The organism is Bacillus sp. MRMR6, assembly GCF_001940785.1.
GTDB lineage: Bacteria > Bacillota > Bacilli > Bacillales > Cytobacillaceae > Neobacillus.
In genome coordinates this window covers 100,537-121,720 of record NZ_MSLS01000001.1, presented here as the reverse complement: position 1 = coordinate 121,720, position 21,184 = coordinate 100,537, and the positions used below count along the sequence as shown (strand labels likewise).

At 38.7% G+C, this 21,184-nt stretch carries 21 protein-coding genes and 2 riboswitches; of the genes, 5 read left to right on the top strand and 16 right to left on the bottom strand.

The window, feature by feature from the left end; genetic code table 11:
* Window positions 1–96: 96 nt before the first annotated feature.
* Window positions 97–1,791, bottom strand: coding sequence for a M3 family oligoendopeptidase (locus BTR25_RS00645; RefSeq protein ID WP_075685107.1), 1,695 nt, complete (start codon window positions 1,789–1,791; stop codon window positions 97–99).
* A gap of 95 nt (window positions 1,792–1,886) precedes the next feature.
* A complete protein-coding gene (locus tag BTR25_RS00640; RefSeq protein ID WP_075685105.1) occupies window positions 1,887–2,327 on the bottom strand; it encodes a MarR family winged helix-turn-helix transcriptional regulator in 441 nt (146 codons plus the stop codon).
* A gap of 207 nt (window positions 2,328–2,534) precedes the next feature.
* Here BTR25_RS00640 and BTR25_RS00635 point away from each other — a divergent pair, with 207 nt between their 5' ends.
* Window positions 2,535–3,767 (top strand): MFS transporter, encoded by a 1,233-nt coding sequence (locus BTR25_RS00635; RefSeq protein ID WP_075685103.1) that lies wholly within the window; start codon window positions 2,535–2,537, stop codon window positions 3,765–3,767.
* A gap of 26 nt (window positions 3,768–3,793) precedes the next feature.
* Here the strand turns inward: BTR25_RS00635 and BTR25_RS00630 are convergent, their stop codons facing one another.
* On the bottom strand, window positions 3,794–4,315 hold the full coding sequence (locus BTR25_RS00630; RefSeq protein WP_254842607.1) for a hemerythrin domain-containing protein: 522 nt from the start codon (window positions 4,313–4,315) through the stop codon (window positions 3,794–3,796).
* A gap of 214 nt (window positions 4,316–4,529) precedes the next feature.
* On the opposite strand from BTR25_RS00630, the gene BTR25_RS00625 reads away from it, so the two are divergent.
* The gene (locus BTR25_RS00625) at window positions 4,530–4,865 is read left to right on the top strand and encodes a hypothetical protein (RefSeq protein ID WP_075685101.1); all 336 of its coding nucleotides are present in this window, start codon (window positions 4,530–4,532) and stop codon (window positions 4,863–4,865) included.
* A gap of 147 nt (window positions 4,866–5,012) precedes the next feature.
* On the opposite strand, the gene BTR25_RS00620 is transcribed toward BTR25_RS00625, so the two are convergent.
* From BTR25_RS00620 to BTR25_RS00605, 4 genes are read right to left on the bottom strand one after another with little or no spacing between them, the layout of a single operon-like run.
* Window positions 5,013–5,297, bottom strand: coding sequence for a ferredoxin family protein (locus BTR25_RS00620; protein WP_075685099.1), 285 nt, complete (start codon window positions 5,295–5,297; stop codon window positions 5,013–5,015).
* Complete coding sequence (locus BTR25_RS00615) at window positions 5,297–6,592, bottom strand: FAD-dependent oxidoreductase (RefSeq protein WP_075685097.1); 1,296 nt, start codon at window positions 6,590–6,592, stop codon at window positions 5,297–5,299. Before BTR25_RS00615 ends, BTR25_RS00620 begins: the two co-directional genes overlap by 1 nt.
* Window positions 6,576–7,616 (bottom strand): electron transfer flavoprotein subunit alpha/FixB family protein, encoded by a 1,041-nt coding sequence (locus tag BTR25_RS00610; RefSeq protein WP_075685095.1) that lies wholly within the window; start codon window positions 7,614–7,616, stop codon window positions 6,576–6,578. The genes BTR25_RS00615 and BTR25_RS00610 overlap by 17 nt, the downstream gene beginning before the upstream one ends.
* Before the next feature lie 33 nt (window positions 7,617–7,649).
* Complete coding sequence (locus BTR25_RS00605) at window positions 7,650–8,474, bottom strand: electron transfer flavoprotein subunit beta/FixA family protein (protein ID WP_075685093.1); 825 nt, start codon at window positions 8,472–8,474, stop codon at window positions 7,650–7,652.
* A 327-nt stretch (window positions 8,475–8,801) separates the two neighbouring features.
* Between BTR25_RS00605 and BTR25_RS00600 the strand changes: the two genes are divergently transcribed.
* Complete coding sequence (locus BTR25_RS00600; protein ID WP_075685091.1) at window positions 8,802–9,533, top strand: ZIP family metal transporter; 732 nt, start codon at window positions 8,802–8,804, stop codon at window positions 9,531–9,533.
* Window positions 9,534–9,552: 19 nt separating this feature from the next.
* Here BTR25_RS00600 and BTR25_RS00595 read toward each other — a convergent pair whose 3' ends face one another.
* From BTR25_RS00595 to BTR25_RS00570, 6 genes are all read right to left on the bottom strand, one after another.
* Window positions 9,553–9,795: an aspartyl-phosphate phosphatase Spo0E family protein gene (locus BTR25_RS00595; protein ID WP_254842606.1), complete on the bottom strand. Its 243-nt coding sequence runs from the start codon at window positions 9,793–9,795 to the stop codon at window positions 9,553–9,555.
* A 231-nt stretch (window positions 9,796–10,026) separates the two neighbouring features.
* Window positions 10,027–10,560, bottom strand: a complete 534-nt coding sequence (locus BTR25_RS00590; RefSeq protein ID WP_075685089.1) for a 1,2-dihydroxy-3-keto-5-methylthiopentene dioxygenase — start codon at window positions 10,558–10,560, stop codon at window positions 10,027–10,029.
* A gap of 24 nt (window positions 10,561–10,584) precedes the next feature.
* Window positions 10,585–11,214 (bottom strand): methylthioribulose 1-phosphate dehydratase, encoded by a 630-nt coding sequence (locus BTR25_RS00585; RefSeq protein WP_075685087.1) that lies wholly within the window; start codon window positions 11,212–11,214, stop codon window positions 10,585–10,587.
* Complete coding sequence (locus tag BTR25_RS00580; RefSeq protein ID WP_075685085.1) at window positions 11,208–11,882, bottom strand: 2-hydroxy-3-keto-5-methylthiopentenyl-1-phosphate phosphatase; 675 nt, start codon at window positions 11,880–11,882, stop codon at window positions 11,208–11,210. Before BTR25_RS00580 ends, BTR25_RS00585 begins: the two co-directional genes overlap by 7 nt.
* Window positions 11,883–13,094, bottom strand: a complete 1,212-nt coding sequence (gene mtnW, locus BTR25_RS00575; RefSeq protein WP_075685083.1) for a 2,3-diketo-5-methylthiopentyl-1-phosphate enolase — start codon at window positions 13,092–13,094, stop codon at window positions 11,883–11,885.
* Between the two features lie 78 nt (window positions 13,095–13,172).
* Window positions 13,173–13,282, bottom strand: a riboswitch (SAM riboswitch).
* Between the two features lie 79 nt (window positions 13,283–13,361).
* Window positions 13,362–14,540 carry a pyridoxal phosphate-dependent aminotransferase gene (locus BTR25_RS00570; protein ID WP_075685081.1) on the bottom strand — a complete coding sequence of 393 codons (1,179 nt, stop codon included), beginning with the start codon at window positions 14,538–14,540 and terminating at the stop codon, window positions 13,362–13,364.
* Between the two features lie 116 nt (window positions 14,541–14,656).
* Between BTR25_RS00570 and BTR25_RS00565 the strand changes: the two genes are divergently transcribed.
* Window positions 14,657–15,442, top strand: a complete 786-nt coding sequence (locus tag BTR25_RS00565; protein ID WP_075685079.1) for a carbon-nitrogen family hydrolase — start codon at window positions 14,657–14,659, stop codon at window positions 15,440–15,442.
* Window positions 15,443–15,530: 88 nt separating this feature from the next.
* Window positions 15,531–15,684: riboswitch (SAM riboswitch) on the top strand.
* A 97-nt stretch (window positions 15,685–15,781) separates the two neighbouring features.
* Entirely contained in the window at window positions 15,782–16,969 is a 1,188-nt protein-coding gene (mtnK, locus tag BTR25_RS00560; protein WP_075685077.1) for an S-methyl-5-thioribose kinase, read from the top strand.
* Window positions 16,970–17,025: 56 nt separating this feature from the next.
* Here the strand turns inward: mtnK and BTR25_RS00555 are convergent, their stop codons facing one another.
* The 3 genes from BTR25_RS00555 to BTR25_RS00545 form a co-directional block, all read right to left on the bottom strand.
* Window positions 17,026–17,610, bottom strand: coding sequence for a DUF2087 domain-containing protein (locus tag BTR25_RS00555; protein WP_075685075.1), 585 nt, complete (start codon window positions 17,608–17,610; stop codon window positions 17,026–17,028).
* 114 nt (window positions 17,611–17,724) lie between these two features.
* Window positions 17,725–20,019 carry a thiamine pyrophosphate-dependent enzyme gene (locus BTR25_RS00550; RefSeq protein WP_075685073.1) on the bottom strand — a complete coding sequence of 765 codons (2,295 nt, stop codon included), beginning with the start codon at window positions 20,017–20,019 and terminating at the stop codon, window positions 17,725–17,727.
* Window positions 20,019–21,032 carry a 2-oxoacid:acceptor oxidoreductase family protein gene (locus BTR25_RS00545; RefSeq protein ID WP_075685071.1) on the bottom strand — a complete coding sequence of 338 codons (1,014 nt, stop codon included), beginning with the start codon at window positions 21,030–21,032 and terminating at the stop codon, window positions 20,019–20,021. The genes BTR25_RS00550 and BTR25_RS00545 overlap by 1 nt, the downstream gene beginning before the upstream one ends.
* Between the last annotated feature and the right edge of the window lie 152 nt (window positions 21,033–21,184).

The window sequence follows — 21,184 nt, the reverse complement described above, 5'->3', positions numbered from 1 at the left end:
CTTAGGGACAAACAAAGACGAGCTTTTTTTATAGATTGTTTTTTAGAAGAGAAAGATAAAATTGAAAGAAGCGAAGCCCGTAGGCTTCGCTTCTTTTTATAGTTTCTGATCTTCTACTGAATTTAACCACGTCTCAATTTCACCCACTACAGATTCAACACAACCATTTTCAAATGGAGAAATTAAATTAGCTTCTTTCACAAGATTTGTAAATGACATACTTCCACCAAGGTTACAAAGCTTTACATAATCAGCCCAAGCTTCTTCTTGATTCTCTCTTGAGCGTTTCCAGAATTGGAAAGCACAAATTTGAGCAAGCGTATAGTCAATATAATAGAAAGGTGAATTATAAATATGACCCTGACGCTGCCAGAAGCCTCCGTTTTCTAGATATGTCAGCCCATCATAGTCCTTATGCGGCAGATACTTCTGTTCGATGGCATGCCATTGCTGCTTACGTTCCTCCGGTGTAGCCTCAGGGTTTTCATATACCCAATGCTGGAACTCATCAACAGAAACTCCATATGGAAGGAATAATAATGCATCACTCAAGTGAGAGAACTTATATTTATCTGTATCTTCCTTGAAGAATAACTCCATCCATGGCCATGTAAAAAATTCCATACTCATTGAATGAATTTCTGCTGCCTCGAATGTTGGCCAGTAGTATTCTGGGATTTCAAAATGCCTGCTGGAATATACCTGAAAAGCATGCCCAGCTTCATGTGTTAAAACATCAATATCCCCAGAAGTACCATTGAAATTCGAAAAGATAAATGGTGCTTTATAATCCTCAATGTATGTACAGTATCCTCCGCCAGCCTTACCTTTTTTAGCAACAAGGTCCATCAAGTTGTTTTCTTGCATAAACTTGAAAAACTCACCCGTTTCTTTCGAAAGCTCTTCATACATTTCTTGTCCATTTTCAATAATCCATTCCGGACTGCCCTTAGGATTAGCATTGCCAGTCTGATACTTAAAGGCTTCGTCATAGTATTTTAGTCGATTTACACCTATACGCTCCTGCTGGCGAGCCTTTAATTTAGTAGCGAGCGGGACTATATAGTCCTTAACCTGCATTCTAAAGTTCGCAACCATTTCAGCATTGTAATCTGTTCTCATCATTCGGTAATATCCTAGTTCAACAAAGTTCTTGTAGCCCAGTGTTTTAGCAATCTCGGTTCTTACTTTCACGAGTTCATCATAGATTCGATCAAGTTCTGCTTCATTTGCTGCAAAAAAACCAAACTTTGCTTCATTTGCCCGCTTTCTCATATCTCTATCAATTGATTCAGTAAAAGGATCTAGTTGTGCAAGCGTCCTTTCTTCACCTTCAAAATCAATTTTCGCGGATGCAAGGAGTTTTGTATATTCGGTTGATAACTTATTTTCTTTTTGAAGCAATGGAACAATTTCTGGTATAAAAGTCTTTAATTGACCTTCTGCAAGTGCAAATAACTGAGTACCCCACTTTGCTTCCAGTTCAGTGCGGAATTTAGACTCCACAAGGGCTTGGTAGTATTTCGTCACCAATCCCTCCACTTCCGGTTGAATCTCATCCATGTAATCCTGTTCAGCTTTGTAAAACTCATCATTTGTATCAACTGAGTGTCGGATATAACAAAGATTAAACATGGTGCCTAGGCTATTCCTAATCTCATTGATTTCATTCATGGCAATATTTTGTTCTTCAAGAGAAGCTGCATGTTTGAACCGATCAAGAACCACGTCGAAATTAGCAGTTACTTCGGCTAAATTAGGCCGGACATATGTATAATTTTCAAAGCTCATTAAAACATCCCCTAACTATTTTTTTCTCAACTAAATTTAATTCGACATTCTGTCATAATATTCCTTTAAAATAAAAAAATACGGCATTAGCCGTATTAAAATTTACCCGCAGGCAAGCCTAATTTTTTTAATAAATCAATGGCTTCCTGTTTTTCCGTATCGGTTAGGCTTGACATTAATTTATGAATTTCTTGGGCATGGTCAGGAAAAATCTCTTGAATGAAATTTTTACCTTCATCAGTAATTTGTGCGTAGGTTACTCTTCTGTCTTTTGGACAGGCTATCCTTTTCAACATCCCTTTTTGTTCTAGCTTATCTACAACATAGGTAATGCTTCCCGAGGCAAGCAGGATTTTTCCTCCGATTTGCTGCATGGGCTGATCACCTTTATGATACAACAATTCTAAAACGGCAAACTCTGTAGGATTTAATCCACTCGCTTGAATTACTTTATTTACATGCTCATTTATGGCCTTATACGCCCTTGAAAGAACTATGAACAGTTTTAGTGATTGAGATATAGAACCATTTTCCATAAAAACGCATCCTTTTTGATTTTTAAAATATCTCGACTTCAAGATTATTATAAAAAACTTTTCTGATAGTGTCAAATGGCCCCTTAATAGTACTGTTTATAAATAATATTTCGAAATTAGAAAGAAATATTTCTCATTTAGTTTGAATTTTTGTAAGATAAATATATTAAAAGTTTGATACTAACTATTTAAAAGGTGATGATCCCCATGTCTCAACAGGCTGCCATGCCAGTAAAAGCACCAAAAGCATCTGAGTCCACTATGTTCAATATTCTATATATCATTGGGATTTGCCATTTACTCAATGATGCGATACAGTCTGTTGTTCCTGCGATGTTTCCAATTCTTGAAAAATCAATGGGGCTTAGTTTTACTCAACTAGGCATTATTGCCTTTTCGTTAAATATGGTTTCTTCTGTTATGCAGCCGATAGTGGGAGTGATAACAGATAAAAAACCAATGCCCTATGCCTTGCCAATCGGCCTCAGCTTTACACTTGGGGGAGTCCTGGGATTGGCTTATGCACCAAGTTTCAGCTGGATTGTCATCTCAGTACTGTTTATCGGTTTAGGGTCAGCTGTATTCCATCCTGAAGGGTCCAGAGTAGCTTATATGGCCGCTGGAAGGCGGCGGGGATTAGCACAATCCATCTATCAAGTTGGCGGGAACACGGGTCAGGCACTTGCACCGCTTATTACAGCTCTCATTCTCGTTCCACTTGGGCAAAGAGGTGCTTCCTTATTTACAATCGCTGCAGCACTTGCAGTAGTATTATTAATTTATATAGCAAATTGGTATAATCAAAGATTAGCTGTTATGGTAAGGACTGAGAAAAAGAAAACCGTTAATGGCAAAGAATTTGGCCTTTCTAAAGGTGTAAAACGGGCTTTGGGGTTAATTTTAGTGCTTATCTTTGCAAGATCTTGGTATATTTCCGGTATGACTAACTTCTATGCGTTCTTTGCTATTACGGAATATTCATTTTCTATCAAGGAATCACAGCTTTTCTTATTTGCTTTCTTAGTTGCAGGTGCATTTGGAACTTTTTTTGGTGGCCCGCTGGCCGACCGTTTTGGCAAGAAAACCGTCATTTCGGTTTCTATGCTTGCGACTATTCCTTTTTCGCTGCTCATCCCTTTTGTTCCTCCTGTTATTGCCTTTATCTTTTTATCACTAACAGGCTTTATCTTAATGACTAGCTTTTCTGTGACTGTGGTGTATGCTCAAGAATTAGTTCCGGGGAAAATTGGAACGATGTCAGGCTTAACAGTTGGGCTTGCATTCGGTATGGGAGCTATTGGTTCAGTTGGACTTGGGTATTTAGCAGACCTAATTGGGTTAACAACGATGGTTTCTGCGATTGGTGTATTACCATTACTAGGTCTAATTGCTTTTCTTCTACCTAGTGACCAAAAGGTACAAGAGTGGAATCAAATCTAATAATAAGGATGGGCAGCGCCCATCCTTTATTTTATTTCTTTTATTTTACGATAAAGTTCTTCTTTTTCTTCATCTGAAAGCATTCTTTCTGCCATTGGAAATAAAACATTTTCTTCCTTTGAGAAGTGCTCAGTTAAGATAAAGTATGCATTTTTTACTAATTCTGCCAGGCTTTTCATATTTTCAATAGTTAGACCGTCACCAGATTTTCCAAGAAATTCACCGATATGTCCTTTCGCTTGGTCGTGTTCATATTCCATCACTGCAATTGGACCTGATGTTGTACCAAGATAGACACCCATCATTGGAAAAAGTATACCTTCTTCTCTTTCTGAATGTGGTTCAAGCTCTGCTTTAAACTCTGCTACCTTAATGATTAAATCTGCAAAGTTCGTTTCGACTTCAAAACCTTGTTCGATTTGCAGGGTTAAATTGTAAAGTCCCTCTAATTGTGCCAATAAAGCTGGATGTTCTTCCTTTAATTGTTTAAGTCCCTTGCTTAGTTCAGCTTGAGGCACACCACCAAAAGCACTCATGCAGCCACTCATCTCATACACCTCTTAATTATTATTTATGTGTTAAGTATATAAGGCTTGAATGTTTAATGTTGTGACTCGGGTCACATTTAATTAAAAAACCCCTATTTTTACTGTTATTAACAAAAGAATTCAGTTTTCGAAAAATTTTAACATTTTAACTCAAAAAAAGTTATAAACTTTAATATAATATAGATAGATAAAATAAAAGGAGGGCTAAGAATATATGAAAACTCCAAATTATCATGATTTTTATCAAAAAGCATTAATCCCAATTGGTTTAAATGATCAACTTGTGCTAGAAGAGATGAATGACAGCAATTGGACTCATTGGCTGATCGCAGTTGAAGGCGAACAACTTCCACAGGCAAAGATTTACTACAACTGGAAAGTGAGTATTTATCCTGCTGATTGTGAAGGTGACTTCAACTGGAAAAAACCATATTACTGTTCACCTAGAATGGAATGTATGGCAGATGCAAATAATCTAGCCAGTTCGATTGTCAAATCTAGCAAATTAGATCAACTCTTCTCCTTAAACCTACAAGAAAAAATAAGCTAAACCACAAAACCTATCCCTCTGCTTCACCTTCTTTTTACCTCCATTTGTGAATAAACCTACATACAGTGAATTCAGGACCTACACATAAATTCCACAAAAAATAAACCAGTGAGAACTGGTTTATTTTTTGTTGCTTTTAATTTGTTGTTACGCTAGACGGAATACGATTCCGTGTCCGCCTTTTGGGTATTCCCATTTAATATTTTGGTACGGACAGCCGATTCGGCAGCTTCCACATTCGTGGCAACCCTCATATCCAACTTGCATCCGTAATCCTTCCCATTTGTACACTTCAGCAGGACAGAAAATGGTACAAATTTTATCAGGGCATTTTGTTGCACAAATATCATCGTCCATTACGGTTAAATGTGACTTTGTATCGGCTTTAAAACGAAGAAGATACTGTTTTTCTTCGATATTCTTAGTTGACATTATTTCACCGCCTTCCAAGCACGATAAATATCTTGCAATACTTTGAACGTTCCTCTTTCAGCTGTAACACTCTTCATAATTTCCTTTTGCTTATCACGCTTTGGTGTCCCGTCTACAGTAAAGAATTTGCTTGCGGCTTTATTCATCATTGGTACGTACTCTTTAAAGTACTGTGGATATTTCTCAAACGTATGAGCAGCGTCCTTATATTTCTCTAAATCTTTCATAATAAAGCTTCCATATAATGCCTCTCGGTAACTATTCAAACTAGACTCACTAAAGTCATTGCGGTTCTTGGCCTTTATTACAGCTTCTGCAGCCATCTTTCCTGATGACATCGCCATGTTCGAGCCTTCACGATGGATGGCATTAACAAGCTGTGCTGCATCCCCTACAACTACTACCCCATTACCTGCCACTTTCGGAACAGAACGATAACCGCCCTCTGGGATAAGATGTGCAAGATATTCAGCGGATTCACCACCAGATATCAACGGTTTTACCATAGGATGTGTCTTTAAATAGTCAAGTAGTTCATATGGCTTCAGCTTGGCCTTAATCATGCTTGAAAGCGTGGTGCCTACTCCAATATTTAAACTATCTTTATTCGTATATAGGAACGCTGTACCGAGGTTACCTTTAGTGGAATCTCCAAAAATCTCAATTGTACAGCCTTGATTATCCTCCAAATTAAAACGGTCATTAATTTTTTCTTTTGGCAGATTAATAACTTCCATAACGGTAAGTGCGACTTCATCAGGACGAAATTCCTTGTGAAAGCCTAATTGTTTTGACAATAGGGAATTAACACCGTCTGCAAGAACAACAACATCAGCATATACTTCACCATTAGGCCGATCCGTTCGAACACCTACAACCTTACCATTTTCAACGAGGCATTCTGTTACAACCGTCTCATTAATCAGCAGTGCTCCAGCTTCGACCGCCTTCTTTGCAAACCATTGATCAAACTGTGCTCTTAATACAGTAAAGTTATTATAAGGCTCTACGGCCCACTCTAGCCCTTTGTAACCAAATTGAAGAACCGATTCTTGGTCCATCATCCAAAACCGCTGTTCAATGACTGGACGCTCTAGAGGAGCTTCTTTCCAAAACTCTGGTATCAGCTCTTCCATCTGTTTACGGTATAGAACACCACCCATTACGTTCTTACTGCCAGGGTATTCTCCCCTTTCGATTAGCAGTACGTTTAATCCACTTTGTGCACAAACAAGTGCACAAGCTGTCCCTGCAGGACCTGCCCCAACAACGATAACATCAAATTTCTCCGACATAGCTTAATTCACCGCCCTTTTCGCTTCTCAGCTGCTTAAATTGTTCGATTAATTTTGGGATAACCTCCATTGCATCTCCAACAATCCCATAAGTAGCTACATCAAATATCGGTGCATTTGGATCCTTATTAATGGCGATGATTAACTCAGAGTTCTTCATACCAACCACATGCTGAATAGCTCCTGATAAGGCAACAGCAAAATATATTTTTGGTGTTACCGTTTCACCCGTTTGACCAATTTGAAGCTCATGCGGAAGCCACCCTGCTTCCACCACATCACGAGTACCTCCCACAGTTGCTCCAATCGTGTCTGCCAGCTCATAAAGGATTTGGAAGTTTTGAACATCCCCCATTCCTTTTCCACCGCATACAATGACGTGTGCATCGGCTAGATTAACTTTTTTTGTTACGTCATTCACAATTTGAAGTACTTTTGTCCGCATATCTTCTTCCTTAAGGTCGATCTCCTCTACGATAATTCTTCCCAGTCTGCTTTTTTCTGGCTCTAAAGCTTTCATAACCTTAGGTCTAACAGTTGCCATTTGCGGACGGTGCTTTTTACAAAGGATGGTTGCCATAATGTTGCCGCCAAAGGCAGGACGACTTGCCTCTAGTAATCGACTGTCTAAATCGACATCTAGCATCGTTGTATCTGCTGTTAATCCCGTTACCAAATCTGTTGCAACCGCACTAGCTAAATCTTTGCCATTTGGTGTTGCACCATAAAGGATAATTTCAGGCCTATACTTTTCGACAACTTGCATAACACCCTTCATATACGACTCAGTTCTATATTGCTTTAACACTGGATGATCAACTAAGTAAACTTCATCAGCACCATAGGCAATTACTTGATTCGCAAGTGACTTAACCCCGCTTCCTAGTAAAAAACCTGCTAATGGTACTTGTAATTTATCGGCAAGCTTCCTCCCTGCCCCAAGGAGTTCTAATGATACGCCTTCAATCTTACCCCCGTTTTGTTCAATGAATATCCAGACTCCACGGTAATCATCAAAATTCATGTATATCCCTCCCCACAACTTAGGCACGTTCAATTATTTAGATTCTTGCAAGACAAATAGATCCTTTTTCTCCATTAAAATGTCCATTAGCTGTTTTACTTGCACATCAGAAGAACCCTCAATCCTTTTTCCACCTTCTGGACGTGGAGGAGTGAACATCTTACCCACAATAGTTGGAGAACCTTTTAATCCAAGTTGAGTACGATCAACATTTTCTAGGTCACTTACCGCCCAAATGACTGGTTCATATCTAGCGGCCATAATCATATTTGGCATAGGCGAGTACTCAATGTCATTAATTTCCTTTTCGACTGTTAATAAGCAGGGTAATTCAGCTTGAATCAATTCATAGCCGTTGGATAATTTACGTTTAATTAATACTGTTTTTTCCTCCAAATTGATCTCAGGTACCTCTATTACATTTGTAACAGGAGGTATATCCATCCTTCTTGCAATTCCTGGACCAACCTGTCCAGTGTCCCCGTCTATGGCATGCTTACCACAAATCACCATATCCACAGGCTCCTCCTTGCTAATCCTTTCAAGCGCTTTGGCTAAAGCATAACTAGTCGCAAGTGTATCTGCACCAGCAAAGGCACGGTCAGAAATCAAATAGCCCCTGTCTGCCCCAATTTCAATACTCTTCTTAATAATAGCAGTAGCTTGAGGCGGTCCCATCGATAATACGGATATAGTTCCACCTGTCTTTTCTCTAATCCTTACTGCCTCCTGTACAGCGTGAGCATCATATGGATTTAAAATGGCTGGTGCGCTGCGACGGTCTAATGTGTTTGTTTTGGGATTAATCTTAATAATTTTTGTATCTGGTACTTGTTTGACACATACGACAATGTGCATGTAGGATTTTCCCTCCCCCATATTTTCTATCCGTGATTGAAAGCGTTTGCTGATTTGGTTATGAAAAATGCTTTTTATTACGATATATGACTCGCAACACAAGCATAGTACCAAACAAAGATAGTTTTCTGGATTTTTAATGATTAAATTTGATAATGAAGTAAAATCTAGAAGTAATTGTTGAAGGTAATTTGTTGGATTTCGTGAGGTATGCACTAATTTAACTATAAGAAATATTCAGATATAAACAATGACAATTATCACAGTTTGTCAAAATTTGCAGGGGATAGGTTCGTTTTCTTCCATTATGAAAGGTATGAGGTCTGAATGAATGAAGTATTTATAGGCAGTGTTCTTTCTGCATTAGCAACTGGAGCTGGTGCGTTGATCATTCTTTTCATCAAACAATCAGTCACACATCGATGGAAGGACATATTATTAGCTTTTAGTGCAGGTATTATGATGGCTGCCTCCATGATCGGTCTTATTCCTGAGGCATTAAAACTCGGAGGGTTTATTCCACTTGCAATCGGGATATGCTCTGGGGTCATGGTACTTACTTTATTGGAGAAAAATATTCCACATCTCGACTTAGAGCACAATCAGTATGGAATACAGTTTGATGAAAAAGCGATGCTAATCATTGCAGCAATCACACTGCACAATATTCCAGAGGGTTTATCAGTTGGCGTTAGTTATGCATCAGGCTCTGGTGATACCGGTAATATGATTGCACTGGCAATTGGGTTTCAAAATGCACCTGAAGGCCTTCTAGTTGCACTATTTTTAATCAATCAAAAAATCAGCAAGTTCAAGGCCTTCGTTGTGGCAACTTTGACAGGAGCAATAGAGATTGTCTCGTCATTAATTGGATTTTATTTAACATCATTTGTAAGAGGGCTTGTCCCATATGGGATATCGTTTGCAGCTGGTGCGATGTTATTCATCATTTATAAGGAATTAATTCCAGAAAGTCATGGTGATGGAAATGAGCGGGTTTCAACATATGCTTTTATTATTGGCTTACTTTTAATGATTTTCATTATTGAACTTTTCTAATCCTCTCTTAATTATGCTGTTAAACAAAAACCTTGGGCCAGATCATCACCATCTGGTTAAAGGCAAATCTAATTTCTTCCTTTGGCTCTGGAGATTGGCTTGAAACTTTATGATACTCATTTATCAGTACATCCAGCTCTTGGCTGTATTTAATGGTTTCTTCACTCGTAAAGCCTTTCTTATTTGCACAAGTTATCATTAGTTCCCTTTTCATTTTTATTGCTTCAAGCATCTCAGAAGGGACAGTCTCGTTCGTGTACACTTTTCTCCACCTACTCCTTACTCTTTTGCACTAAATCGTTAAAAATTTTGATTACTTGATGAATTATGACAAGAATTTATTGAAAAGTAAATACTTTCGCAAAAGTAGACAAAACAAGCATTTTCTTTGGTTTTTCGACATTTTTCTTCTTTACTTTTTAACATTTACGACAATTTCCTATATGATTGAAATAAAAAACTGGTTGGGATTAAAATATCCCCAACCAGTTTTTTATAGCTTTACTTCTTCTATTTCGTAAATAGGCACCCAGCCTTCAGTAGTTACAAAAATACGGATTGCGACTACTTTTCTATCTTCCTCGAGGGTAAAATAGTGTCTAGTATTTTCTGGTACTGAAATTAAATCACCTGGTTCTAAATGGACTTCAAAAAATTCTGCGTCTTTTCCTTGAATCACAAATACACCGTGACCACTTACAATAAAACGGACCTCGTCATCAGTATGGTGGTGTTCGTTTTTAAAGTTCGTTAATAGTGTGTCGAGGTTTGGTGTGTTTTCAGATAAAGAAATGACATCTTGGGCTTTATATCCGCGTCTTGTTGAAATATCTGCAATTTCTTTACTAAAGGTGTTAAGTATGTCATTTTTATCTTTATCAGATAATAGATATTTGTCTACTAATAACTGAGGTAGCTTAGAAATATCCCAATTTTCATAAATTACTTCCTGGCTCTCTAGGAAACTTCCTACTTCTTTTTGATCTTGAATTTTAGCTTCACTGCTTTGAAATGTAATGTATGCCACAGTAATCTCTCCCTCTTGGTATTTTTATACTACTTTAAATAATTGGTATGGTTTGTGTTCCAGTAAACGCAACTGATATTTAAATAAGAACTCTGAGGCCTCGAGAATCTTCTTAGCCTCAAAAGCCGTTTTCCCCCAAACGGTTATCCCATGATTACGGATAAGCACAGCTCCTGTATCACTTGAAATATGCTCTGAAAACTTATTTGCCAGAGTAGGGATATGAGCATAGTTTTTGATAATAGGAATTTTTAAAACTGCATCTTCTTCCCATTTATCAAAAGCTTTTATCAATTCTTGCCCTTTAAATGTTACCTCGCCTTGATCACCATAAATTTCTGAAATCACATTGTTATCAATTGTATGAACATGTAGGCTGCACCCTGCATTGGTATTTCGATATATTTCTACGTGCAGAAGTGTTTCAGCTGAAGGTTTTAGATGGGTTTCCTCCACTGCCCGCCCATATTCATCAACAAGCAGAAAATCCTCGTCTGTTCGCTTTCTCTTATCCTTGCCACTTGCCGTTACTAAGAATTGCAGTGGATGATCACTTACCTTAATGGCCAGATTACCACTGGTCCCCATAAACCAATCTCTTCCAGACAATTCATCCTTTACATCCGCTAATTCAAGCCATTTCTCTTTTAACATGACAGCTTCTTCACCTCTATCCGATTTTTTATAGCATCTATACAGTCATAAAATGTTGTAAAGCTTTTGTAAGATAATCCCCACTCTTCACATTTTTCCTCTAACATGTCTCTTGCCAGTACAAAGTCAGCCTGCTTTGCTGCCTCTAGGTCTGTAACGGAATCTCCAACGACAATATTGTCATACTCTTCATTCTGTGATAGTTCTCTTATAATGCTTGGCTTACAACAGCCACAATCATTCTTACATAAAGCATCACATCGATACGGCCATAGAATTTTTATATAATCTCCAGAAAAGTCGGCTTGATTACAATAAACCCCTGCAAATGGTCCGAATTTTTCAATTATTGGGACCACAAAGAAATCAATTCCTCCGCTTACAATGTATAGCGGGATCCCTTCATTCCGCAGATAGTCGACAAAATCCTCGAATCCTTCACGAATCCTCGCGTTGTCAACTGCAAACCGGGTAATTTCCTCTTTCATTTCACTTGGGAGCATAGCAAATAATTTGCCAACACCCTCATTAATTGAAATTTCACGAGAGAGAATTTGATCCTTAATTTCCTCCCAATTAGGAGGATTGAATTTTTTCATAATGGCAATTATATTATCTCTTTCCGTAATCGTCCCGTCAAAGTCACAATAGATAATTGGCGTTTTCATCTAGGCTCTCACCTCTGGATTTCCCCACAATTGGAGCGCCTTCATTAATTCAGGGTGGTTTTCTGCTCCTTCAGCCAAGCTTTTTCCTTGTAAAGTAACATCAATTGCTTGTCGGAACGCTAAACCTCCACCACGTGCACCATCTGGATGGCCGTGGATCCCACCGCCTGCATTAATAACAGAATCAATTCCAAAATCCCTCATTAACAATGGCACCATTCCAGGATGAATTCCTGCTGAGGGAACAGGGAAAGCACGATTTAGAAGATCTTCGGTTGTTAGTTCATTAGCAATTGAAAGTGTAATCAATTTTTCTAAGGCTACTGTTCCATAAGGCGATGGAAATAATGACAAATCTGCTCCAGCGTAGCGAAGAAGCTTTCCTAGTAACAAGGAATGAGAAATTCCATAATGGTTAGATGAAGTAAAAGCCCCACTGACGGCAGGATGAGCCATTAACGGCAGTGCTATTTCATCATCCTCACGTAACTCTTGCAATACATCAAGCCCATAGGCAAATACATTAAACAATAGTAGGTCTGCACCCAATTCTGCTGCTCTCCTGGCTTTATCCTTTAACTGAGAAGTTCTTCCTGATAAATTCACAGCATATAAAGTCCGGTGACCTGTTTGTTCATACACTTCTTCTAATACCTTTCGACCATCAATAATTCGTCTCTCAAACGGGGTTAATTCATTTTCAAATAGTATTTCGTCATCTTTTACAAAGTCTACTCCCCCGAGTGCCTGCTGCTTCAATTGCTCTGTTAAAAAAATAAGGTCCTTACCGAGAACGCCTTTAAAAATGCTCATCAACAATGGTCTATCATGAACGCCAAGTTTATTCCTAAGAGCTTCGATACCAAAGCGTGGTCCAGGAAATTGGCGTTTTAAGGAATCAGCAAACTGTAGGTCTAATAATTTTATTTTCCCATCTAAGGAAAGCTTTCCAAAGACTGTTGTTAGGATTGCTGGTAAATCTGTCGAGAAATTAACTGTAGGATAGGCTATTTGAATCAGCGCTTTGTCGTCTTGTTTAGCAGGGACTCCTTCAACCTGAACAACTCTCCCTTTATGTTTTAACAATTGACTTTGCTCAAGCTCTGGCAAGTTTGTCCAGGAACCAACTGTCAAGCCTAAGGCAATTTCCTCTGCTTTTTTCTCTGGATATTTTTCATCATGAATTAGATAGGTTGCAATGACTTCAGTCACAAATCTTCATCCTCTCAAGTCAAAACTAAAAAACCTCTCCTAATAAAAGAAGAGGTTAGCATCAAAAAAACTAACATCTTCTCATCTTTCAGCAATTAGCTGCAAGATTTAGCACCGTGCTTAACTTAATGGTTAAGTCGGTTGCCGGGCTTCATCGGGCTTTTCCCTCCACCTGCTCTTGATAAGAAAACGATTCGTAGTATTTACTTATTTGTACGTTGTTAAACTTATTTTGGATTATCCCAAGAAATTTATTTTTTGTCAACTTTATTTTTTAAAAATTTCCAACTTACTAATTCTTTCAACTGCTTCTGTTAATCTGTTCTCAGAGGTTAATAACCCTACCCTCACAAAACCTTCACCGTACTTACCGAAACCAATACCCGGAGCCACCATGATGTGAGCCTGCTCCAGAAGAATATTAGCAAATTGTTCAGAGTTATATCCTTCTGGAACTTTGAGCCATGCAAAAAAGGAACCCTTTGGAGCTGTGACCTTCCAGCCTAGTGATTGCAGTCCATCTATTAACACATTCCGCCTCCGCTCGTAAAGAGCATTTAACTCTCTTACGCAATCCTGTGATGATGTTAAAGCAGCTGCTGCAGCCTCTTGAATAGCTCCAAATAAACTAACATACATATGGTCTTGGAGCAATTCAATGGCAGAAATAACACTAGGATTACCGATCGCAAATCCAACCCGCCAACCGGCCATGTTGTAGGTCTTTGATAAGGTATATATTTCAATCCCTACCTCTTTAGCACCTTTCAGTTGTAAGAAACTTAGAGGTTTTTCCTCATCAAACCCAATAGCTCCATAGGCAAAATCATGAACGACACAAATATCATTCTCCTCAGCAAGTTTAATCGTTTCTTCGAAAAACTCTCTAGTTGCCGTGGCTCCTGTAGGATTGTTTGGGTAGTTTAGTAACATTAGTTTAGCCTTTTTGACGATCTCTTTGTCTAGTTCACTATAGTCTGGTAAGAAACCATTTTCTTCTTTTAATGGCATCGTTGCCATTTCGGCCTTTGCAAGAGCAACCCCTGACCAATAGTCTGGGTATCCCGGATCTGGTACAAGCATCAGATCGCCAGGATTCAGAAGACATTGGGGAATTTCAACTAAGCCTGCTTTACCCCCAAATAAAATTGCTACTTCCGCCTTAGCATCAATCTTAACCCCATACTGTTTGAGATAAAAATCTGCAGCTGCCTCTTTCAAATAGGCATGTCCTTGGAAAGGTGAATATTTATGATTAAGGGGACTCTCAGCGGCTTCCTGCAGCTTTGCCACAATATGTTCTGGTGTAGGCTGGTCTGGATTGCCTTGTCCTAAATTAATAACATCATATCCTTGTTCAATATATATTCCTACTTTTTTTACCAGTGAAGCAAAAAATTGTTTGGGAAGACTATTTAATAATTCTGACGGTGCAAATTGTTTCATCGCTCTCACCTGCTTTAATTAATTCATATTTTAGTTGAAATTCTAGTCACAAATGATATAACTTTTATAACAGCTTGTAAAGTTAAAATTCAGAAATTCCAAATGAGGTGAAGATTTTGAAATTAAAAATTGCCTGTCTCCAGATGGATATTGTCTTTGGTAAACCTGACAGGAACTATAAAACCGCAGAAAAACTTATTCAAGCTTCAATCCATGAGCAGCCAGACGTGATTGTTCTTCCTGAATTATGGACAACTGGATATGATCTGACACGCCTTGATGTCATCGCTGACCATGAAGCTAGTAAAACGATTCATTTCTTAAAGAAATTAGCTCAAAAGTATGGAGTCCACCTTGTTGGGGGTTCAGTTGCAAATCAAACAGAAAATGGTGTAAAAAATACATTGCTTATCATAAACAAAAAGGGAGAACTCATTCATCAATATAGCAAACTGCATCTCTTTAAACTAATGGATGAACACCTCTATTTAGAAGCGGGCACTGAAAAAGGATTATTCGAAATTGATAATCTTCCGTTTGCAGGAATGATTTGTTATGATATACGCTTTCCAGAATGGGTCCGTACTCATACCGCAGAGGGGGCAAAAGCATTATTTGTTGTTGCCGAATGGCCTGCAGCACGCCTGTCACACTGGCGGGCATTGCTTATTGCCAGAGCCATCGAAAATCAATGTTATGTAATTGCTTGTAATCGCTCTGGGAAAGACCCGAACAATCAGTTTGCAGGTCATTCCATGATTATTGACCCTTGGGGTGAAGTCATTTCCGAGGCTGGAGAGAATGAGGAGATTCTAACTGGTGTGATTGATTTAGATTTAGTTACACAAGTGCGTAAGCAAATTCCTATTTTCACAGATCGAAAACCAGAATTCTATAAATAGTTGCTGTAAATATAATTTTCAAAAAATATTGACAGCATCTTTCCCGCTTGTTATGATACTTTTCGAAATTAAAAAAATATAATGATTACTCTTATCACGAGCTGGCTGAGGGATTTGGCCCTTTGAAGCCCAGCAACCGACCAAGATGCCATTGAAAAATGGGGTGCATGAAGCACTAGGGATACCTCTTCTTGGCACGGTGCTAATTCCAACAGAAGGAGACCCTTTCTGAGAGATAAGAGGTGCGACAGACTATTTGTCTTCTAGCCTCTTTCAGAAAAGAAAGAGGCTTTTTAGTGTCATCATACACTAAAGCCTCGCAAATTAAGGAGGATTATCATGAGTCTATTAAATGCAACTACTTACCATCCATTAACTGAAAACTCAGCCGTTGAACTTGCCCTAAGTTTAAAACTTTTTTGTAACAACACCAAATTAAACTGCAAAGAAATCGGTGACGGAAATCTTAATCTAGTCTTTCATATCGTTGATGAAGCTACTAATAAGGGAATCATTATAAAGCAAGCACTTCCATATGCTAAAGTTGTTGGCGAAAGCTGGCCCCTTACGTTAAAAAGAGCTAAAATTGAAGCAGATGCATTAAAAGTCTTTGGTCATATAGTCCCAGATTACGTCCCAGAGGTATATTACACAGATGATGTGTTGGCTGTTACGGTTATGGAGGACCTTTCTCATTTAGCCATTGCAAGAAGCGGATTTATAAATGGCGAGACCTACCCTTTATTATCTAAGCATATCGGTGAATATCTAGCTAAAACATTATTTTTCACATCAGACTATGCACTAGGTCCTCAATTAAAAAAAGAACAGGCAGCAAAATTTATTAATCCTGAACTTTGCAATATAACGGAGGACCTTATTTTTACCGATCCCTATTATGATGCTGAAACAAATGATTTTGAGGAAAGTTTACGAAGTGAAGTCCAATCGATTTGGAATGATGGTGAATTAAAATATCAAATCTCTGTTTTGAAGAAAAGCTTCTTAACCGAAGCTGAAGTTCTTCTCCATGGAGATTTGCATACAGGCAGCATATTTGCAAGCAGCACGGAAACCAAAGTGATTGATCCTGAATTTGCTTTTTATGGTCCAGCCGGATTTGATATCGGTCAGGTATTTGCAAATCTGCTCTTCCAGGTAATTGCTTCTTCTGAAAAGAAAGAAATTTTTATCCATCATATACAAACGGTTTGGAATGTATTTGACGAACAGTTTACCGTCTTATGGGAAATTGCAAACAAAGATGATTTATCCAAATCTAGGCTGTTTCTCGACCACTTAAAGTCCAAATATTTCGAGGATGCTGTAGGCTTTGCAGGATGTGAATTAATCCGCCGAACAATCGGGCTGTCCCATGTGGCCGATTTAGACAAAATCGTAGACGACCAAACCCGAATCAACGCAAAACAAAATTCCCTTAAACTAGGTAAAACCTTAATCAAACAAAGAAAAGGAATTAACAGATTAGAAATATTGGTCGATACAGTCAAAAAAGCACTTCAATAAATGCTAGAAATTCTACACTTTCCATTGACAAAAGCAATCCATTTGGATTGCTTTTGTCATTCGATTTTCGCCCACATTTCGTGAGGATTTAACTCATATATCCCATTCTCACGAAACATATAATGATTAATAATAAACTCTCTCCTTATCGTTGCATAATCATCATGGAACTGTTTAATATACTCATTGATTTCCTTCTCCTGATATTTCTTTCCAACCTTCATCCCCTGAATTATATGCTCAAACACCATTAACTTCTTTTTCCGCTGTGCAGGGATATTCTTCAGTTTTCCTTCTTTGGTAAAAAAATTGTCAATAACCTTCTGCCTTTCTAAGCTTACCTTAACCATATTCTCCAGTTCCTCCTCTTTTTTATCCAGTAACTGTGTTAGAACCAGCGCCTGCTGCTTAATCATCGATTCATTCAGATAGAAATAAATCATATTTTTGTCCCGCCTTTCATAGACAACAGAAGCCTCACGCAATTTCTTTAAATGATGAGTTATAGTCGGTGGGGTTAGACCGAGCTTCCCCGCAATAGCCTGACCATGAAGTGGTCCTTTCGCCAACAGTGTAACAATTCGAACCCTCGTTGGATCCCCCATCGTTTTATAGAAAGTGACTAACCTGTCTAATTGCACCTTTTTCCGCCCCTTTAATTTGATATATATCTAATTAGATGTATATCAAATTATACAGTTAATGTCAAATAAAAAGTTAAGGCAAAGTGGTACTAACCACTTTGCCTCAACTTTTTATAAAAATGGACTTTCGTGCTTTGCTTTTAGTCGCTGCCATCTTTTCTCGACTTCTTCACAAAATTCATCTAATAAATGCAAGTTTTCTTCCCTCAGCAGGTGTTTCGTTTTACCCATATAATTTAACCAATCAGACAGAGGAATACGTTTATTCTTTGCTTCTGGATCGTATGTTATGGTCGTTACACCCTGCTCTATTTCATAAAGCGGGAAGAAACATGAGTTAACAGCAGCAGCTAAAATCGTTGAACCATACCGATCTTCAGACTTCCAGTTTAGCGGACAAGTAATAAGGATTTTGCCGTAAACCGTTCCTACATTTTGAGCATACCACTGTGCCTTAGCACCTTTCTTGATTAAATCCTGAGGGAACGCTTCTGCACCAGTAAAAACATAAGGAATATTGGTTGCCGCCATAATTTGTGCCGTATCCTTATGGTGGAACGTCTTGCCCTTTTGTGTTTTTCCAACACCAGAAGTACTGGTCATATGACCTAAAGGAGTAGAGTAAGACATCTGTGATCCAGTATTCATATAACCCTCGTTATCATACTCAAGCATTATTAGCTTGTGGCCACGAAGAGCAGTACCAATGGCTGACCCCATTCCTATATCCATACCGCCATCACCCGTTATCATAACAAATGTTGCCTCATCGGAGACTTCTATTTCGCCCCGTCTTTTTAGTTCTAAGAACGCTTCAAGAGTTCCTGAAAGAGTCGCGGCACCATTTTGAAACAGGTTATGAATCATCGTTTGTTTATGTGAGCTATGTGGATAAGAAGTAGTCGTTACATACGCACAGCCAGTCTGGAATAATGTAACGATATCCCCTTCAATCCCTTTAAAGAAAAGTTCCAAACCAGTAAAAATTCCACATCCCGGACATGCTCCATGTCCGGATGCAATTCGCTTCGGCTTAGTGGTAAGCGCACGAAGCGGCGGAATTTTTACTATTAACTTATTCGTTTCTTCATCCAGCTTGATATCAATCAAACCAGTCTTATAAACATCCCCATGCTGAGGTGTAATAACCGGTTTCAAGATGTTTTCTGGATTACCCGGTACATGACCGTAATAATCAAAAGTTTTTTCAGCATAGCCTTTTTCCAAAGCAGCAACCGTCATTTCGAAGAAGTTTGAAGCATCATCTGCATAAAAGTCCTTTCCTCCAAGTCCGAAGACACGACTTAGTACGATTGTCTGATTATGACGGTCCTCTTGAAGGGCAGATTTGACTTCATGTGTTAAGTTAGGGCCGTTTGCACCGTAAGAATCTGCACGTTCACCTACCAATAATGCTTTTACATTTTTAAGTGCCGCACGAATTTCCTTAGCTGGGAATGGACGGATGATATTAGGACTAATTACACCAGCCTTAACACCCTTTGCCCGTAGCTGATCGACAACATCCTTTGCAGATTCTGCAGCCGAATTTAATAAGAATAGTGCTACTTCGGCATCTTCCATTTTATACAGGTCCAATACAGGATATTCTCGACCCGAGATTCGAGCATATTCGATGGCCACTTCTCTAAAAACTCCCCCTGCCGCATAAATGGCTTCCGATTGCTGATAATGATTATTGATCAGGTCATCCCCATTCATATGTGCACCGATTGTTACCGGTTTCTTTGGATCTCTGGCAAAATGGTAATCTGTTGGACATTCCCCTACGAACTCTTGCACCACTTTCCGGTTCTTAAAAAATTCTACACGACGCTTTTGATGCGAGGTGAAAAATCCGTCGTAGGCAACAATAACGGGAAGACGCACCTTAGAATGTTCAGCAATTTTGAGTGCCAAAATATTCATATCGTAAACAGCTTGAGGTGTTCTTGCTGTAAGAATAACCCAGCCTGTATTTAGTGCATAATAAAGATCCGAGTGATCTCCTCTAATATCAAGCGGTCCACTGACAGAACGAGTCACAAGGTTCATAACCATTGGAAAACGTGTACCCGCTTGAACAGGAAGTTGTTCAATCATGTACAATAAACCGTTTGCACTTGTAGCATTAAAGACTCTTGCACCTGTTGCTGCTGCCCCGTAGCAAATAACCGCAGAACCGTGCTCGCCGTCGGCTGGTATTAAATGAATATCATGCTCTCCGCGAGCCTTCATTTGGTCTAAATACTGAGCTACTTCCGTTGAAGGAGTAATCGGAAAATACCCCATGATATGATAATTGATTTGTGCAGCTGCCATCGCTGCCATTTCATTGCCAGATTCAAAGGTGGATAGCTGCTCTGCAATGTTTTGACCTGTTAATTTTTCTTCTAAGGTTGCCATTAGAAACTACCTCCTTCTAAATAGGGAAAGTTTTGCTTCACACGGTTAGCATCTGCATAACCAATCATCTCTCTAAGCTCGCCTAGGGCCTCGGTAGGGCAAGCTTCGACGCATTTTAAACATCCTTTACAATACTGGTAATCAATACCGTTAAGGAACATTTGCTTTCTGCCCTTTTTATCTTCTCCCGCTTCCCAAACAAAGCAATAATCAGGACAGGCGTTATCACAAGCAGCACAGTTAATGCATTTTTCTTTATTGAACTGTGGCAGGAATCCTTGTCGTGACCCGCTAAGGTCTTTTAAAATACTATTGGCTTGTGTGGTGATTACGCCGCCAATTTCTTGAGTCTTATAACCCAAGAGAGGTAAAGGACGAATAAAGCCTTTGCCTGCTGCATCGCCAGGGACTTCATAGGTTTTAAATTGAACTTCATTGTAGCCTCGGTCAAATGTTCGGATATTTGGTTCTACAAGATGCGGATATTTTTTCTCAAACGTTTTCCGAATAATATTTCTCATTGCATCGGGATCTAAGAAATCACAGATTCGGAACATAGCACCCAGCATAGCAGTGTTTACTTTCGTCTTCTCCTCAACTGCTATCGTTAAAGCGTCAACAATTGCCAAGGTTCCATATTCAAGAAGCAAGTCCTTCTTTACATCATCAAATTCTCTCACTGTATTAACTAATACGATCCCATCTGCATGCAAACCACTAACAACATTTACCATTTTATATAACGCCTCATGAAAAACGGCAATAATATGCGGTTGTTCAATTGGACTATGATCCCTAATTTCTACTTCAGGATCACAGAAGCGGATAAAACTTTTAACGGGTGACCCCTTTTTTTCAGAGCCATAGGATGAGAAATTCGATCCGTTTAAACCTAGCCCTAACACACCGGCCTCAGCCAGCATCTTCCCTGCGAGATTTGCTCCAAGACCTCCAATAGATTCCAGGCGTATTTCAAAAAAACCAAGATCATTTTTCATTGGTAAAATTGACATTTGTTTCCTCCCCCACTTTCATTCCCATAATCAAATTGTTACAACTTTAAGAATTATTGTAGGGTAATTCTACATATTACGCTGTGACAAAAATCAAACATCCAAGAAAAATTTTTATAACACATTTGAATTAGTATAAAAAAGGTTCATTT